The sequence below is a fragment of the Bradyrhizobium sp. McL0616 genome, from assembly GCF_049993385.1.
Classification (GTDB): domain Bacteria; phylum Pseudomonadota; class Alphaproteobacteria; order Rhizobiales; family Xanthobacteraceae; genus Bradyrhizobium.
This window is the reverse complement of sequence record NZ_CP188255.1, coordinates 2,667,915-2,683,967: the sequence shown is the minus strand read 5'-3', so window position 1 is coordinate 2,683,967 and position 16,053 is coordinate 2,667,915. Positions and strand designations below refer to the sequence as shown.

The window sequence follows — 16,053 nt, the reverse complement described above, 5'->3', positions numbered from 1 at the left end:
CTATCGCCGCGCGGCAATACGCTGCACCGCACCGCCGCGGATGCCATGGTTAGCGGAACGTAGCTGCGGTTCTTACGGGGTTTTTGTTGCGATACGCCGCCTGCTCCGCCTCTCATGCCTCACACTGCCTCACCAATGCACGCGGCCGGAAAATCCTGCGGTAACGTGCAACCTGCGCTGGCTTCCCGGCGCTGAACTCATCTAACGCGTCTTTTACCCCCGCCGTGCAAGATCGCCTCCGTTTTGAAGGGATCCGGGGCTCGTATTGCAATGCCTGTCGTCGATTTGAAAGCTCACCTCGCCGCTGCCGTGCGGCTGTTCCGCGTGCCGGCCGACAATCCGGACCTGACGCGCGCGCAGTTCGACGCGTTCTCCAAGCAGATCCCGCTGCTCTACTTCATCCTGATCAGCAACACGATCGCGGTCGCCTACACCTATTTGAACGTCGCGCCGGACTGGCTGACGATGATCGTACCGAGCGTGCTGACCTTGCTTGCCGCACTCCGCACCTTCTGGTGGCTGCGCCAGCGCCATCTCGTGCGCAGCGATGCCGACATCCTCCGCAATCTGCGCGCGACCAACTGGTTGACATTTCCGATCAGCGTCGGCTTCACCGCCTGGTCCTTCGCGCTCTATCCTTACGGCGATCCCTTCGCCAAGAGCCAGGTCGCCTTCTACATGGCCGTAACTGTGATCGGCTGCATCTTCTCGCTGATGCATCTGCGCTCGGCGGCGCTGATCGTCACCCTGGCCGTGGACGTACCTTATGTGCTGTTCTTCTGGGCCACGGGCGAGCCGACGCTGAAGGCGATCGCGGTCAATAACCTGCTCGTCTCAGGCGCGATAGTGACGGTGCTGTTCATCTACTATCGCGACTTTGCCGATCTCGTCTCAAGCCGCAAATCGCTCCTCGCGCAGCAGGTGGCGACGCAAGCGCTCTCCGACGAGAACTTCCGCCTCGCCAATCTCGATTCTCTGACCGAGCTGCCGAATCGCCGCCGCTTCTTCGCCGAGCTGTCGAGCGCCTTTGGGGATGCCGAGCGCCGGGGCGTTCGGCTTGCTGTCGGCATCATCGATCTCGACGGCTTCAAGCCGATCAACGACAATTACGGCCATTCCGTAGGCGATCGCGTCCTGATCGAGGCCGGCCGCCGCATCCGCGAGGTCTGCGAAGGCTTTAGCCCGAACCGCGTCGAGTTCGCGCGCCTCGGCGGCGACGAATTCGGTCTCGTGGTCTGCGGCGATCCGGACGACGACGATTTGATGCGGCTCGGTCGGCGCATCGGCGACCAGGTCAAGCTGCCCTACCAGCTCGATACCTCGCATACCGGCCTGTCCTGCTCGACCGGCTTTGCGCTGTTCCCGCACTCGGCGACGGCGGCGGAAGCGCTCTATGAATGCGCCGACTATTCGCTCTACCACGCCAAGCGCCATTTGCGCGGCCGCACCGTAATCTTCTCAAGCGAACTGGAAGCCGAGATCCGCAGCCGCGGCGTCATCGAGAACCTTTTGCGCACATCCGATTTCGGCGCCGAGATGGAGCTGGTGTTCCAGCCGATCGTCGATGCCATGAGCGAGCACACCGCGGGCTTCGAGGCACTGGCGCGCTGGCAAAGCCCCCGGCTCGGCTGGGTCTCGCCGGCCGATTTCATCCCGGCCGCCGAGCGCATCGGCCTGATCCGCCCACTGACGCAGGCGCTGCTGGTGCGCGCGCTCGCGACAGCCAGGACCTGGCCTGACAATATTCGCCTCTCCTTCAATCTCTCTGCCCATGACATCTGCTCGCCCGAGGGCATCCTGCCGCTGATCACCATCGTCGAGAACAGCGGCGTGCCGCCGCGCCGGATCGACTTCGAGATCACGGAGACCGCCGTCACCTTCGATTTCGTGCGCGCGCAGCAGTCGATCGCCGCACTGAAGGCGATGGGCTGCGGCATCTCGCTCGACGATTTCGGCACGGGCTATTCGTCGCTGAGCCACGTGCACCGCCTGCCGCTCGACAAGATCAAGGTCGATCGCAGCTTCGTCGCCGACATCAACGACAATCCGGTCAGCCACAAGATCATCAAGTCGCTAACGGGCCTATGCGACGACATGGAGATCGCCTGCGTCGTCGAGGGCGTCGAGACCCGTGCCCAGCTCGACAGCCTGCGGCGCCTGGGATGCGACTTCATCCAGGGCTATTACTTCGCAAAGCCCATGCCGGGCAACATGATCGATGAGTACCTTGCGAGGGAGCGGCAGCGCCTCGACGGCGCCGCAGCGCGAGCGATCAAGGCCACGGCCTAAAGCCGCTCACACGGCGCAATAGCGCTCCTGGATGTCCTTGTCCGCAAGCAGCGCCGCAGCGCTGCTTTGATGCACGACCTCGCCCTGGTCGATGATCACGGCGCGGTCGGCCAGCCGGAGGGCCCATTCGACGTTCTGCTCGACCAGCAGCAGCGTCCTGCCCTCGTCGCGCAGCCGGCGAAACAGCACGCCCATCTCCTCCACCAGCACGGGCATGATGCCCTCGGAGGGCTCATCGAGCAGGATCATCTTGGGCCTGCCGATCAGGGCGCGCGCGATTGCCAGCATCTGCTGCTCGCCGCCCGAGAGCGTCACGCCCTCCTGGTCGAGACGCTCCTTGAGGCGGGGAAAGGTCTCGGCGATCTCATCGATCGCGGTGCGCTCATCGATGTCGCCGCCGGCCGCCACGAGGCCGAGGCGCAAATTCTCGCGCACGGACAGACCTGGGACGATACGGCGCTCCTCGGGCACATAGGCCAAGCCAAGGTGGAAGCGCTGATGGGCGCGGAGCGACAGGAGCTCCCTGCCCGCAAAGCGCACCTGGCCTGTCGCCTTCGGCATCAGGCCCATCATCGCCCGCAAGGTCGTGGTCTTGCCGGCGCCGTTGCGGCCGACCAGGGCAACCACTTCGCCCGGATTCACATGCAGGGAGATGCCGTGGAGGATATGGCTCGCGCCATACCAGGCATGAAGGTCTTCGATTTCGAGCAGCGCGGTCTCAGCCATAGCCTTCACTCTGTCCGAGATAGACCCGGCGGACTTCCCGATTGCGTCTGATCTCATCGGGCGCGCCGTCCGCCAGCAGCCGGCCGTGATGCAGCACCACGACGCGCTTGGACAGGCCCAGCACCATCTTCATCTTGTGTTCCACCAGCAGCACGGTGCGCTTGTCGGCGAGCCGTTCGAGCAGCGCGACCATGTCCTTGGTCTCCTCCGGCCCCATGCCGGCGGTCGGCTCGTCCAGCAGCAGCAGCTCGGGCTCGGAGACCAGCGCGATCGCAATCTCCAGCGCGCGCTGCTGGCCATGCGACAGGAATTTCGCCAGTTCGCCGCGCTTGCCGAGCAATCCGACCGCGTCCAGCGCGGCGTCAGCCTTCGCACTGAGCTCGGCAAGACGCGTGCGGTTGCGCCAGATGTCGTAGCTTACGGTCAGCGCCTGCACCGCCACGCGCACGTTCTCGTGCACGGTCAGGTCGGGAAAGATGTTGGTGATCTGGTAGGAGCGGGAGATGCCCTGGTGCACAAAACGGTGCTGCGGCAGGCCGTTCAGCTCGCGTCCCCTGAAGTGCAGCTTGCCCGACGTCGGCGTCAGCGCGCCGGATAGGATGTTGAAGAACGTACTTTTCCCGGCACCATTCGGCCCGATGATCGAGGTGAGCTGGCCCGTCGCGAAGGAGACACTGATGCCTTCGAGCGCAACGAAGCCGCCAAAGCGCTTGCCGATACCCTCGGCACGGAGCAATTCGCTGCTCATCACCTGGCCTTTCCGATCGGCAAAGCGTCGAGCAGCGTGCCCCAGATACCCTTGGGCAGGAACAGCACGAACAGAACGAAGATCGTACCGACAAAAATCTGCCAATGGGACGTGTAGAGCGAGATGACCTCCTCCAGGATCAGGAACGTTGCAGCACCCACAAAGGGGCCGAAGAAGCTGCGCGCGCCGCCGAGCAGCACCATCATCACGATCATGCCGGAGGTCTGGTAGTGCAGGATGTCCAGCGGCACGATCGACAGATGCAGCGCCAGCATGCAGCCGCCGAGCGACGAGATCGCGCCCGACAGCATGAACACGATCAACTTGCAGCGCTCGACGTTGTAGCCGCAGGCCCGCGCCCGCTGCTCATTCTCGCGGATCGCCTCGATGACGGCGCCGAACGGCGAGTTCAGGATGCGTGACTGGAACCACATCGCCAATGCCGCGAGAACCATCAGCACGTAGTACTTGTTGACAGGGTCGAGGAAATTGACGGAGAGGCCGAACAGGCCGATGTGATCGACCGTGAAGCCGCGCAGACCGTTCTCGCCGCCGGTGAAGGAAGAAGCCTGAAGCGCGACGTAATAGACAAGCTGGGCGAGCGCGAGCGTCACCATCGAAAAATAGATGCCGCGGGTGCGCGTCGAGACCACGCCGATCACGGCCGCAAGGCAGGTGCTGAGAGCGACGGCCATCGCGACCGCAGCGAACCACGGCATGCCATAGCGGCCGATGGCGATTCCTGTGAAGTATGCACCCGCACCGAAGAAGGCGGCCTGACCGAACGACAACAACCCGGTGTAGCCGAACAGCAGATTGTACCCCATCACCACGACGCCATAGATCAGCACGTTCACGGCCAGCGCCTGGGACGGCAGCAGCCATGGCAGCACAGCAAGCACTGCGATGGAGAGGAGCACGCGCTGGTCGAGAATCCAGGCGAGCCCGCTCGAGCCGGGTTTTGCGACCGCTTCGCCGCTTGATGGTGACGTCACGCGGTCCTCCCCCTCACGCCGAACAGGCCCTGCGGCCGGATCAGCAGCACCACGGCCATCAGCGCGAACATCACGATGGTCGCCATCTCCGGCGCGAACAGCGCCACGATGCTGATGGAAATGCCGACCATGATGCCGGCGACAACAGCACCCACGATCGAGCCGAGGCCGCCGATCACGGTCACAACAAAGGCTTCCGCCAGCACCAGCGAACCCATCTCCGGATTGACACTGCGCATGGGACCCGCGAGCACGCCGCCAAGAGCGGCCAGCCCGACACCGAGCCCGAAGATCGCAAGCCATACCCGGCCGATGTCGACGCCAAGGACCTGCATGATGGTGGGATCGCGGGCGCCGGCACGCACGATCAGGCCGATGCGAGTCTTCTCGAGCGTCAGCCACAGCACCAGCAGGACCACGGCCACCAGCGCGATGACAAACAAGCGGTAGCGCGGGAAGAAGCCCACGCCGAGATCGACCACGCCGATCAGTTGCGGCGGCGTCGGAAACGGAATGCCATCGCTGCCGAACACGATGCGTACGCCCTCGACCAGGATGTAACTGAGGCCGAAGGTAAGCAGCAGCGGATCGTCGATCGAGCGCCCATAAAGCCTCCGGATCAAGACAAACTCGATCAGCATGCCGAAGGCCCCGATCAGGATGGGAGCGAGCAGCAGTCCCCACCAGAAGCTGCCGGTATAGGACGCTACATACAGCCCCGCATAGGCTCCGATCATGAACAGCGCGCCGTGGGCGAAATTGACCACGCCCAGCATGCCGAACACGATCGTCAGGCCAAGCGCCGTGATCACCAGGACCGCGCCAAGGGCGATCCCGGAGAGAAGCTGCATGATGATCAGTGACAGGTCCATCGTCATAAAGCTTTAAGTGGCGTGGCCGAGTTCGCTGCAACTGCGCAGCATGTCGTCGGAGCCCGTATCGTTGGCGAGGATTGCGAACAGATCGTTGTCATTGGCCATGGCGGACTTCTTCTTGGATTCCAGCACCAGCACCGACTGCACCGACTGGTGATCGCATTTGCGATAGTGCTGCGGGCCCTTGGTCAAATCGTATTGCAGCTTCTCCAGGGCATCGACGACCTTGTCGGTGTCGGTGCCGCCGGCGGCCTGCATCGCTTGCAGGAGAGACCCAACGCCCGAGTAGCCGTAGGCGCCGTAGTCGGTCGGGATCGCCCCGCCATTGGCACTGCGGAACGCCGCGTTGAATTCGGCAGCCGTCTTGCTCTGCGGTTCCAGGCCCCAATAGTAGTTGGCACCGCCGACCACGCCCTCAAACACATCGGGTCCGACCGCGAGCCGCTGGTTGTGCAGGATGACGGGAACAACGATCTTCATCTGCTGCTTGACGCCGAAATCCACCGCCTGCTTGATCGCATTGGCCTGGTCGCGCCCGAAATTGGAGATGCAGAGCACGTCCGGCCGCAGCGACATCAGGCGCGGCATGAAGGTGGAATAATCGGCCGCACCGAACGGATGCAGGATCTCACCGACATTGTCCGCGCCGATCGCCGTTTGCGCGCGCTTGAAGCCACGCAGCATTTCGTGGCCGTAAGCGTAGTCCGCGACCAGATGCGCGACCTTCATGCCCTTCTTCAGGGTCTGCCGCGCCACCGCCGCCGTGGTCATGTGCGGGTTCAGCGCCTCGTGGAATGTATACTTGCTGAAATCCTTGGCTTCGTTGATCGTGTCGGACTGGCTGATCGAAACGTAGATCACGCCGCGGGCACGGGTCACTTCGTTGACAGCAAGCTGCACCGCGCTGGAGAGCGCGCCGACCACGGCATGGACCTTGTCCTTCTCGATCAGCTCCAGCGTGCGGGTCGCAGCCTCGCCGGCATTGAGCTTGTCGTCGCGCACCAGGAGCTCGACCTTGCGCCCATTAACGCCGCCCTTGTCGTTGACGAGCTTGACGGCGAGCTCGGCGCATTTGACCTGATCGCGCGCTTCGGCGGCGAAGGGGCCGGTCAGCGGGGTCGGAAAGCCGATGCGGATGGTCTCGTCCGCGGCGCGTCCCAGCCGGGGCATGGCGAGCAGTGCGGCGCTTGCCGACAGGCCGGCCAGCGCGGTGCGGCGGGAGATTCTTATGCGTGACTGGCGCGAACCGGATTTGGGCATGATTTCCTCCAGGAGTTCTTTTTTCTAGTAAAGATTCAGGGCCTTCAGGACTTTTGCGGGCGTGATCGGGATCGAATTGATCGTCGCGCCGAACGGCGCGAGCGCATCATTGACGGCGTTGAGCACGCAGGCCGACGCCGCCGCCGTGCCGGCCTCGCCGCATCCCTTGGCGCCCAGTTCCGTGTCGGCCGTCGGCGTCTCGACATGGGCGATGACGATGTCGGGCATCTCCATCGGCATCGGCACGAGATAGTCGGCGAGCGAACCGTTCATGAGCTGGCCTGTCTCGCTGTAGCGGCATTCCTCGAACAGCGCCGCACCCAGCCCCTGGACAATGCCGCCGCGGAGCTGCTCGTCCACCAGCATGGGATTGATAACGCGGCCGCAATCCTCGACGATGAAGTGCTTGAGCACCTTGATGAAGCCGGTCTCGACGTCAACCTCGATCGAGCACCCTTGGATACCGTTGGTAAAGGCGAAGGGATAACCCTGCGGCGCGAAATGATGGCTCACGGTGAGCTGTGGCTGCGTACCCGGCGGCAGTGTGTCCGAGCGGAAATAGGCGATGCGGGCGATCTCGGAGATCGGCAGGCGCTGCTGCCGTGTCGCGGCGTCGACGACCTGGCCGTCGATGATGTCGAGCGCGGACGGCTGCTCCTGAAGGATCAGCGCCGCGATCTCCAGAATATTGCGCTTGAGCACGCGCGTCGCCTGGAGCGCGGTCTCGCCGCCGATGCCGGCGCCGCGGCAGGCCCAGGTGGCACCACCATGCGGCGTGACCTCGGTATCCCCCGTGATGACCTTGACGTGTTCCTGCGCGATCCCGAGTTGGTCAGCCACGATCTGGCTGATGATTGCCTCGGTGCCCTGCCCTTGCTCGGTGACCGAGATCAGGCAGCGCACTTCGCCCGACGGCGTCAGGCTGAGGATCGCGCCGTCCTGCGACGAGATGCGCGCTCCACCGACGCCATAGAAGGCCGGGCCAGGATTGGTGATCTCGACGAAGGTCGCAATGCCGATGCCGCGGTGGATGCCACGCTTGCGTAAGCTCGCCTGCTCCGCACGCAGCGCCTCATAGTCCATCATGTCGTGCAGGCGCTTCAGGCAAGCCTGATGCGACAGCGCTTCGAAGCGGTAGCCGGTCGGCGAGGTCTGCGGATAGGCATCGTCGGCGATCACGTTCTGCGCTCGGATGGCGAAGGGATCGAGGCCGACCTTGATTGCTGCCATGTCGACCAGCCGTTCGGTCACCGCACAGGCGATGGGATGGCCGACGGCGCGATATTGGCTGGTCTGCACCTTGTTCTGGAAGATCACCTCGAGTGTGGCGCGGTAGTTCTTGAACCGATACGGCGCACCCATCAGGCGGATCACCTGATTGCCCTCGACCACGCTGGTACGGGGATAGGTCGAGAAAGCACCGATCGCCGTCAGATCCAGCACATCCATCGCCAAGATTTCACCCCTGGCGTCGAGCGCCATGCGGGCGTGGACGCGATGGTCGCGGGCGTGGATGTCGGAAACGAAGGACTCGATGCGGTCGGCGACGTATTTCACGGGACGGCCGAGCAGGATCGAGAGACCGACCACCGCCATGTCCTCGTGATAGACATGCAGCTTCATCCCGAATGAGCCGCCAATGTCAGTTGCGATGACGCGAACGCGAGCCTCTGGAATGCCGTAGTGACGCGAATAGAGGTCCTGGAACTGATACGGCGTCTGGGTGGCGTGATGTACGGTGAGCATGCGAGCGGAAGGATCGTAGTCGGAAACGATCGCGCGCGGCTCCAGCGTCACCGCGGTGTGGCGGCCGAAGGAAAACACCCCTTCCACCACATGGGCGGCATTCGCGAAAGCATCGTCGACGGTGCCGTTGTCGAGCCGGCTGCGGAAGCAGACATTATTGGCGCTGCCGGGATTGATCAGCGGCCCGCCAGCCTCGCGCGCGCTGTCGATGTCGGCGACAATCGGCAGGTCCTCGTATTCGATCTCGATCAACTCCAGCGCGTCCTCGGCGATCCCCCGGCTCTCGGCAACGACGGCGACCACCGCCTGGCCGGCCCAGACCACGCGATCGAGAGGCAAGGGCAGTTGCGGCGTCGAAGTCATGCCCTTGAAGTGATCCAGCGTGCCGGTCCAGGGCGTGCAGATCTTTGCGAGATCAATTCCCGTCGCCACCAGATGCACGCCCTCAAGCGCAGCGGCTTGCGTCGTGTCGATGGATACGATCTTTGCATGCGCGTGTGGGCTGCGCAGGAACGCCGCGTATAGCATGCGCGGGAGCCTGAGATCGCTGACATAGCGCCCGCGCCCGGCGAGCAACCGCTTGGCGTTCGGGCGCGGCACCGAGCGGCCGATATAGGAATTGGGGCGATCGAGCGAGGTCAGCGGCGCACTCATGTCGTGCCTCCGCTTTCGCTGCGTGCTTTGGCGACGGCGTCGATCGCGTCGACGATCGACTCGTAGCCGGTGCAGCGGCAGTAATTCCCCGACAGCGCGTCGCGGATATCTTCGCGGCTAGGCCTCGCCACCTGCGACAACAGCTCCTGGGCGTTGACCAGCATGCCCGGCGTGCAGAAGCCGCATTGCAACGCATTGCGGCGATGGAATTCGGCCTGGAGATCGGCAATCACGCCGCTCTCGGTGAGTCCCTCAATGGTATTGATCTCCGCGCCGTCGGCCTGAACTGCGAACATCAGACAGGAATGCACGGCGCGGCCGTCAAGCTGCACCAGGCAGGCGCCGCAGGCTCCCATCTCGCAGCCGGCATGCGTGCCCGTCAGCTCGAGCGCGTTGCGCAGGCAATCGACCAGCGTCTCGCGCGGCGCGACCTCGCAGGCGACCCTGCGGCCGTTGACGACGAAACGGACCCGCACGGTTTCATCGGCTTCATCCAGGAGGCTCTCGTCGAAGCCACTCATGCGCCCTCTCTGAGACGTCCGAGCAGGCGGCCGAGCAGCACGCGCGCGAGATGCAGTCGCATTGCGGGCGGCACCTCATCGCTTTCTGGTGGCGCGAGATCCTGTTCCAATGCAGCCTGCGCGGCGGCAATGCGCGCCGCATCGAGGCTGGAGCCGATCAGGGTCGCCTCAGCTCCCTTCACCCGTATCGGCGTATTGCCGACGGAAAAGAAGGAGATGCGGATGTCGTTGATGCGATCGCCGGTGCAGGTCGCAACCATGCCGCAACCGACCAGCGCATAGTCCCCGCGCCGTCGCGCTAGTTCGTCGAACGCAAAGCGCTGGTCGGCCTTGAACAGCGGAACGTAGATCGCCGTGATCAGCTCGCCAGGCTGTAATGCAGTCTCGAACAGGTCAAGGAAGAAGTCGTCGGCCTTGACGCGCCGGCTACCCGTGGCGCCAGCGATCTCGATCTCGGCATCGAGCGCCAGCGTCATCGCCGGGAATTCCGATGCGGGATCGGCCAGCGCGACACTGCCGCCAAACGTGCCGCGGTTGCGGATCGCCGGATGAGCGACGAAGGGCGCGGCGGCATGCAGCAGCGGCGCGAATTCGGCGATCAGCGGTTCGCTCAGCATCTCGCAGTGACGCGTCAGCGCGCCGATGCGCAGAAACGCGCCTTCGCGCCTGACGCCACGCATCTCGCCAATGTGGGTGATGTCGATCAGCAGCCGCGGCGCCTGGAGCCGCAGCGACAGCGCCGGCACGAGACTCTGGCCGCCGGCAATGAAACGCGCGTCGTCGCCAGCGCGCGCATGGGCATCCAGCGCCTGGTCGATCGTAGCCGCACGAAAATAGCTGAAAGCCCTCGCCTTCACCGCCGTTTCCTCGAGATCCATCGGCTCATCAGCCTGGACGCCAGATTTGTAACCATCTGGTCTCAAAATCCTGACACGCCGCCCGCGGGCGGTCAACAGGAAATGACCATTTGGTCACAAATGTACCTTTAGGCTAAGAAGGCGGAAGGGATCGCGATTCAACGGCAAAATGGCGAAGAAGACGCAGAAGACGACGAAGCGACCGACCAAGCGGCGGACCGAAACGCGTGACACAGCCGCGCCAAAGCGCCGCAACATGCGCGCGGCTGACCGCGAGCGCGCGATCGTCGACGAAGCCATCCGCTTCTTTGCCGAGCGCGGCTTCGAGGGCCAGACCCGCGAGCTTGCCAAACGCATGGGCATCACCCATTCGGCGATCTATCGCCACTTCCCGAGCAAGGAGGCGTTGATCGAGCGCGTCTATCAGGAGGTCTATCTCAGCCGCTGGTCACCGGATTGGGGGCCGCTGATCCGCGACCGCTCGCTGTCGCTGGAGGCGCGGCTCACGCGCTTCTATCTCGACTATGTCGCGCGCGTGTTCGAGTACAATTGGGTGCGGATCTTCGTCTCGTCCGGCATGAAGTCGTTCGGCATCACCGGCCGCTATCTCGACATCGTCCGCCGCGAGATCATCGAGCCCGCCACCGCGGAGCTGCGCCACGATCTAAGGCTACCCGATGCGTCGGCAAATCCGCTAAGCGAGCGCGAGACCGAGCTGCTCTGGGGCCTGCACGGCCGCATCTTCTATCTCGCGATCCGCAAGTTCATCTACGAGACGCCGATCCCGTCCGATCTCGACGCCATCGTGCGCGACGCCGTCCAGACCTTCCTGGACGGCGCGAAGACGACGATGCCGAAACTCCTGGCGCGCGATTAAAGCGCGGTTACCTCGGCAGGCTCGGCAGGTCGAGCCCGGTGGCGCGGGCGCAGTCGATCGCAGTCTCGTAGCCCGCATCCGCGTGGCGCATGACGCCGCTGGCGGGATCATTCCAGAGTACACGCTCGATGCGCTTTGCGGCCTCCGGCGTGCCGTCGGCGACGATCACCATGCCGGCGTGCTGCGAATAGCCGATGCCGACACCGCCGCCATGATGCAGCGACACCCAGGTCGCGCCGCTCGCGCAATTTAGCAGCGCGTTGAGCAGCGGCCAGTCCGACACGGCATCCGATCCGTCCTTCATCGCCTCGGTCTCGCGGTTCGGGCTTGCCACCGAGCCGCTGTCGAGATGATCGCGGCCGATCACGACCGGGGCCTTCAACTCACCACTTGCCACCATCTCGTTGAAGGCAAGACCCAGGCGATGCCGATCGCCGAGGCCCACCCAGCAGATCCGGGCCGGCAGGCCCTGGAACTTGATGCGCGCCTTGGCCATATCGAGCCAATTGTGCAGATGCTTGTCATCAGGCATCAGCTCCTTGACCTTGGCGTCGGTCTTGAAGATGTCCTCGGGATCGCCCGACAGTGCAGCCCAGCGGAACGGCCCGACGCCGCGGCAGAACAGAGGACGGATATAGGCGGGAACGAAGCCTGGGAAATCGAAGGCGTTCTTCAGGCCCATGTCCTGCGCCATCTGGCGGATGTTGTTGCCGTAGTCGAGCGTCGGGATTCCCTGCGCATGGAAATCCAGCATGGCCTGGACGTGTTCGACCATCGACGTCTTCGACGCGCGCTCCACCGACTTCGGATCGGCGGCGCGTTTCGTCTCCCATTCGGAGAGCGTCCAGCCCTTCGGCAGATAGCCGTTGATCGGATCATGCGCACTGGTCTGGTCGGTGACGATGTCGGGCTTGACGCCACGCCGCACCAGCTCCGGGAAAATCTCCGCGGCATTGCCGAGCAGGCCGACCGAGACCGCTTTCTTGGTCTTCGCGGCCTCCGCCATGATCGCGAGTGCTTCATCGAGCGTCGCGGCCTGGCGATCGAGATAGCCCGTGCGCAGCCGCATCTCGATGCGGCTCGGCTGACATTCGACGGCAAGCATCGAGGCGCCGGCCATGGTCGCGGCCAGTGGCTGCGCGCCGCCCATCCCGCCGAGGCCAGCGGTCAGAATCCATTTGCCGGCAAGGCTGCCGCCGTAGTGGCGGCGTCCGACCTCGACAAAGGTTTCGTAAGTGCCCTGCACGATGCCCTGGCTGCCGATATAGATCCAGGAGCCGGCGGTCATCTGGCCGTACATCATCAGGCCCTTGCGATCGAGCTCGTTGAAGTGATCGAGCGTCGCCCAGTGCGGCACGAGGTTGGAGTTCGCAATCAGGACGCGCGGAGCATCCGGGTGCGTGCGGAAAACGCCAACTGGCTTTCCGGACTGAACCAGCAAGGTCTGGTCGCCTTCGAGCTCGCGCAGCGATGCGACGATGCGGTCAAAACTTTCCCAGTCGCGCGCGGCACGGCCGATGCCGCCATAGACCACCAGCTCGCTCGGGCGCTCGGCGACGTCGGGATCGAGGTTGTTCATGAGCATGCGCAGCGGCGCTTCGGTCTGCCAGCTCTTGGCGCTGATCTCGCTGCCGCGAGGGGCGCGGATGGTGCGGTCATTGTCCAATCGGCGGTTCATGAAGACCTCTTCAGTCAAGTCTTGGAAACGGATCATTTGAAAGAGCTGCGAGCGCTGCGGCCGGTAGTGCATCGGCTTCGACGAGCGCGGCCGCTTTGGCGAGATCATCAGCCATGTACCGGTCGGCACCGAGCGCAGGCACCTGCTCGCGAAGCGCGGCGATGACGGCGACGAGTGCCGCGCTCGTCGCATGCGGCGCGCGCAACGTGATGCCTTGCGCAGCAACCAACAGCTCGATGCCGAGGATGGCGGCGAGATTGTCGGCCATGTCGGAGAGACGTCGCGCGGCATGCGCCGCCATCGAGACGTGATCTTCCTGGTTGGCACTGGTCGGCGTCGAGTCGATCGAACAGGCTGCCGCGCGCTGCTTGTTCTCGGCGTAGAGCGCGGCCGCCGTCACCTCGGCGATCATGAAGCCGGAATTGATGCCGGGATCGGGCGTCAGGAATGGCGGCAGCCCAAAGTTCAGCGCGGGATCGACCAGCGTCGCGATGCGCCGCTCGCTGATCGCGCCGATCTCTGACAATGCGAGCCCGAGCGCGTCGGCGGCAAAGGCCACCGGCTCGGCGTGGAAATTGCCGCCCGAAACGATCTCGCCGGTCTCGACCAGCACAAGCGGGTTGTCGGTAACGGCATTGGCCTCGACGATCAGCGTGCGCGCCGCCTGCGTGATCAGGTCGAGCGCAGCACCCGCGACCTGCGGCTGGCAGCGCAGGCAATAGGGATCCTGCACGCGCTCATCGCCTTCGAGATGCGACAGCCTGATATCACTACCATCGAGCAACGCCATCAATGTCGCGGCCGCTGCAATTTGCCCGGGATGGCCGCGGAGCGCCTGAATTTCGGGACGAAACGGCGCCGTCGATGCCATCGCCGCATCGACCGACAGCGCACCGGTCACAAGCGCGGCACGCGCCAGACGAAATGCGCGCAGCACGCCGGAGATCGCATAGGCCGTTGAGAACTGCGTGCCGTTGATCAGCGCAAGGCCCTCTTTAGGGCCGAGCGTCAACGGTGCAAGGCCGACCGCTGCAAGCGCCTCGCCGCCGAAGACTGTCTTGCCGCCGACGATCGCTTGCCCCTCGCCGATCATGACGGCGGTCATATGTGCAAGCGGCGCAAGATCGCCGGAGGCGCCGACCGAGCCCTGCTGCGGCACCAGCGGATAGACGCCTTGCGCCAGCATGGCCTGCAACTGCTCGATCACCGCGCGTCGCACGCCGGAGGCGCCGCGGCCGAGCGAGATGATCTTCAACGCCATCATCAGGCGGACGATCGGCTCCGGTGTGGCCAGGCCGACGCCACAGCAATGCGAGACGATGAGGTTGCGCTGGAGCAGCGCAGTTTGGTCCGGTGGAATCCGCTTCGAGGCGAGCTTTCCGAAGCCGGTGTTGATGCCATAGACGGGGACGTCGGCTTGCGCGGCCTTTGCCACAATTTCCGCCGCCGCCTCGACGCGCAGCCAGAACGACGGATCGAGTACGACTGGAGCACCTTGCAGCACGCGTGCGAGATCGTCGAGGCTGACCGTTCCCGGTTTGACGACGATCGCTGCGCGCTGTTCCGTCATTGTGCCCTCCACACCCGTCGATGCAGCGGATTGAAGCCGATGCGGTAGACCAGCTCGGCCGGACGCTCGATGTCCCAGATCGCGAGGTCGCACCATTTGCCGGCCTCTAACGTGCCGGTTTCGTCGAGAACGCCAAGCGCTCGCGCGCCTTCGCGGGTGATTCCGGCGAGGCATTCGGCCACCGTCATCCGGAACAGCGTCGCCCCCATGTTCATGGCGAGCAGAAGAGAGGTCAGCGGCGAGCTGCCGGGATTGCAGTCGGTCGCGAGCGCCATCTGGACGCCGTGCTTGCGGAACGCTTCGACGGGCGGCTTTTGTGTCTCGCGGATGAAGTAGAATGCGCCGGGCAGCAGCACCGCCACCGTTCCTGCCTTCGCCATCGCGGCGGCACCGGCGTCATCAGTGTGCTCGAGATGATCGGCCGATAGCGCGGAGAATTTTGCTGCGAGCGCAGCACCGCCGAGGTTCGACAGCTGATCGGCATGCAGCTTGACCGGCAAGCCAAGCCCCCTCGCCGTCCCGAACACTCGCGCCGTCTGTTCAGCCGAGAAGGCGATGCCCTCCATGAAGGCATCGACGGCGTCCGCCAGGCCCGCCTTTGCGATGACCGGCAGCATCTCCATGCAGACAAGATCGATGTAGCGGTCCTTGTCGTCATCGGCCTCGGGCGGCAGCGCGTGCGCGCCGAGAAAGGAGGTGCGGATCGCAACCGGCCGCTGACGGCCGAGGCTGCGGGCGGCGGCGAGCTGCCGCATCTCGGTCTCGGTATCGAGGCCATAGCCGGACTTGATTTCGACGGTGGTTGCGCCCTCGCCGATCAGCGCGTCAAGCCGCGGCAGCGCGCTCGCGACGAGATCAGCCTCGCTTGCCTTCCGCGTCGCAGCCACCGTCGAGACGATGCCGCCGCCGGCGCGCGCAATTTCTTCGTAGCTCGCACCCTTCAGGCGCAATTCGAACTCGTGTGCGCGGTTGCCGCCGTAAACCAGATGGGTGTGGCAATCGACGAGGCCAGGTGTGATCCAGCGCCCTTCGCAATCGATGCGCTTGATCGCATCGGCATCCGCCGGAAAGTCTGCCTCAGCGCCCGCATAGGCGATGTGGCCGCCGCGCGAGGCGATCAGGCCGTGCTCGATCTCGCCGAGATCGGGACGGTCGGCGCGCATCGTGGCGAGCCGGGCGTTGTGCCAGATCCGGTCGAAGCGTTCTGCCATGCGGACGTCCCTTGGTCGTGGGATGCTTGACTTATATGTCTAGACA

General features: G+C 64.5%; 13 protein-coding genes. 2 read left to right on the top strand and 11 right to left on the bottom strand.

Annotated elements, in window-relative coordinates:
- Positions 1-270 precede the first annotated feature (270 nt).
- Entirely contained in the window at positions 271-2,289 is a 2,019-nt protein-coding gene (locus ACPPVR_RS12685; protein WP_426614550.1) for a putative bifunctional diguanylate cyclase/phosphodiesterase, read from the top strand.
- A 6-nt stretch (positions 2,290-2,295) separates the two neighbouring features.
- On the opposite strand, the gene ACPPVR_RS12680 is transcribed toward ACPPVR_RS12685, so the two are convergent.
- The 8 genes from ACPPVR_RS12680 to ACPPVR_RS12645 are packed head-to-tail and all read right to left on the bottom strand — an operon-like array spanning position 2,296 to position 10,671.
- Positions 2,296-3,015 carry an ABC transporter ATP-binding protein gene (locus ACPPVR_RS12680; RefSeq protein WP_426614549.1) on the bottom strand — a complete coding sequence of 240 codons (720 nt, stop codon included), beginning with the start codon at positions 3,013-3,015 and terminating at the stop codon, positions 2,296-2,298.
- Entirely contained in the window at positions 3,008-3,763 is a 756-nt protein-coding gene (locus tag ACPPVR_RS12675) for an ABC transporter ATP-binding protein (protein ID WP_426614548.1), read from the bottom strand. Before ACPPVR_RS12675 ends, ACPPVR_RS12680 begins: the two co-directional genes overlap by 8 nt.
- A complete protein-coding gene (locus tag ACPPVR_RS12670) occupies positions 3,763-4,758 on the bottom strand; it encodes a branched-chain amino acid ABC transporter permease (RefSeq protein WP_426614547.1) in 996 nt (331 codons plus the stop codon). The genes ACPPVR_RS12675 and ACPPVR_RS12670 overlap by 1 nt, the downstream gene beginning before the upstream one ends.
- A complete protein-coding gene (locus ACPPVR_RS12665; protein ID WP_426614546.1) occupies positions 4,755-5,630 on the bottom strand; it encodes a branched-chain amino acid ABC transporter permease in 876 nt (291 codons plus the stop codon). The genes ACPPVR_RS12670 and ACPPVR_RS12665 overlap by 4 nt, the downstream gene beginning before the upstream one ends.
- A 12-nt stretch (positions 5,631-5,642) precedes the next feature.
- Entirely contained in the window at positions 5,643-6,893 is a 1,251-nt protein-coding gene (locus ACPPVR_RS12660) for an ABC transporter substrate-binding protein (protein WP_426614545.1), read from the bottom strand.
- A gap of 24 nt (positions 6,894-6,917) precedes the next feature.
- A complete protein-coding gene (locus ACPPVR_RS12655; protein ID WP_426614544.1) occupies positions 6,918-9,293 on the bottom strand; it encodes a xanthine dehydrogenase family protein molybdopterin-binding subunit in 2,376 nt (791 codons plus the stop codon).
- A complete protein-coding gene (locus ACPPVR_RS12650; protein WP_426614543.1) occupies positions 9,290-9,814 on the bottom strand; it encodes a (2Fe-2S)-binding protein in 525 nt (174 codons plus the stop codon). Before ACPPVR_RS12650 ends, ACPPVR_RS12655 begins: the two co-directional genes overlap by 4 nt.
- Positions 9,811-10,671, bottom strand: coding sequence for an FAD binding domain-containing protein (locus ACPPVR_RS12645; protein WP_426616091.1), 861 nt, complete (start codon positions 10,669-10,671; stop codon positions 9,811-9,813). Before ACPPVR_RS12645 ends, ACPPVR_RS12650 begins: the two co-directional genes overlap by 4 nt.
- 256 nt (positions 10,672-10,927) lie before the next feature.
- Here ACPPVR_RS12645 and ACPPVR_RS12640 point away from each other — a divergent pair, with 256 nt between their 5' ends.
- Entirely contained in the window at positions 10,928-11,548 is a 621-nt protein-coding gene (locus ACPPVR_RS12640; RefSeq protein WP_426616090.1) for a TetR/AcrR family transcriptional regulator, read from the top strand.
- 7 nt (positions 11,549-11,555) lie between these two features.
- Here ACPPVR_RS12640 and hutU read toward each other — a convergent pair whose 3' ends face one another.
- From hutU to hutI, 3 genes are read right to left on the bottom strand one after another with little or no spacing between them, the layout of a single operon-like run.
- Positions 11,556-13,226 (bottom strand): urocanate hydratase, encoded by a 1,671-nt coding sequence (gene hutU, locus ACPPVR_RS12635; protein ID WP_426614542.1) that lies wholly within the window; start codon positions 13,224-13,226, stop codon positions 11,556-11,558.
- 10 nt (positions 13,227-13,236) lie between these two features.
- Positions 13,237-14,796, bottom strand: a complete 1,560-nt coding sequence (gene hutH / locus ACPPVR_RS12630; protein ID WP_426614541.1) for a histidine ammonia-lyase — start codon at positions 14,794-14,796, stop codon at positions 13,237-13,239.
- Positions 14,793-16,007, bottom strand: coding sequence for an imidazolonepropionase (hutI, locus tag ACPPVR_RS12625; RefSeq protein ID WP_426614540.1), 1,215 nt, complete (start codon positions 16,005-16,007; stop codon positions 14,793-14,795). Before hutI ends, hutH begins: the two co-directional genes overlap by 4 nt.
- Positions 16,008-16,053 lie beyond the last annotated feature (46 nt).

What these genes read in the sequence shown, in the direction of transcription:
- ACPPVR_RS12685 (WP_426614550.1), top strand. Translation starts at nt 271, where the DNA reads ATGCCTGTCGTCGATTTGAAAGCTCACCTCGCCGCTGCCGTGCGGCTG.
- ACPPVR_RS12680 (WP_426614549.1), bottom strand. Translation starts at nt 3,015, where the DNA reads ATGGCTGAGACCGCGCTGCTCGAAATCGAAGACCTTCATGCCTGGTAT.
- ACPPVR_RS12675 (WP_426614548.1), bottom strand. Translation starts at nt 3,763, where the DNA reads ATGAGCAGCGAATTGCTCCGTGCCGAGGGTATCGGCAAGCGCTTTGGC.
- ACPPVR_RS12665 (WP_426614546.1), bottom strand. Translation starts at nt 5,630, where the DNA reads ATGGACCTGTCACTGATCATCATGCAGCTTCTCTCCGGGATCGCCCTT.
- ACPPVR_RS12660 (WP_426614545.1), bottom strand. Translation starts at nt 6,893, where the DNA reads ATGCCCAAATCCGGTTCGCGCCAGTCACGCATAAGAATCTCCCGCCGC.
- ACPPVR_RS12655 (WP_426614544.1), bottom strand. Translation starts at nt 9,293, where the DNA reads ATGAGTGCGCCGCTGACCTCGCTCGATCGCCCCAATTCCTATATCGGC.
- ACPPVR_RS12650 (WP_426614543.1), bottom strand. Translation starts at nt 9,814, where the DNA reads ATGAGTGGCTTCGACGAGAGCCTCCTGGATGAAGCCGATGAAACCGTG.
- ACPPVR_RS12640 (WP_426616090.1), top strand. Translation starts at nt 10,928, where the DNA reads ATGCGCGCGGCTGACCGCGAGCGCGCGATCGTCGACGAAGCCATCCGC.
- hutU (WP_426614542.1), bottom strand. Translation starts at nt 13,226, where the DNA reads ATGAACCGCCGATTGGACAATGACCGCACCATCCGCGCCCCTCGCGGC.
- hutH (WP_426614541.1), bottom strand. Translation starts at nt 14,796, where the DNA reads ATGACGGAACAGCGCGCAGCGATCGTCGTCAAACCGGGAACGGTCAGC.
- hutI (WP_426614540.1), bottom strand. Translation starts at nt 16,007, where the DNA reads ATGGCAGAACGCTTCGACCGGATCTGGCACAACGCCCGGCTCGCCACG.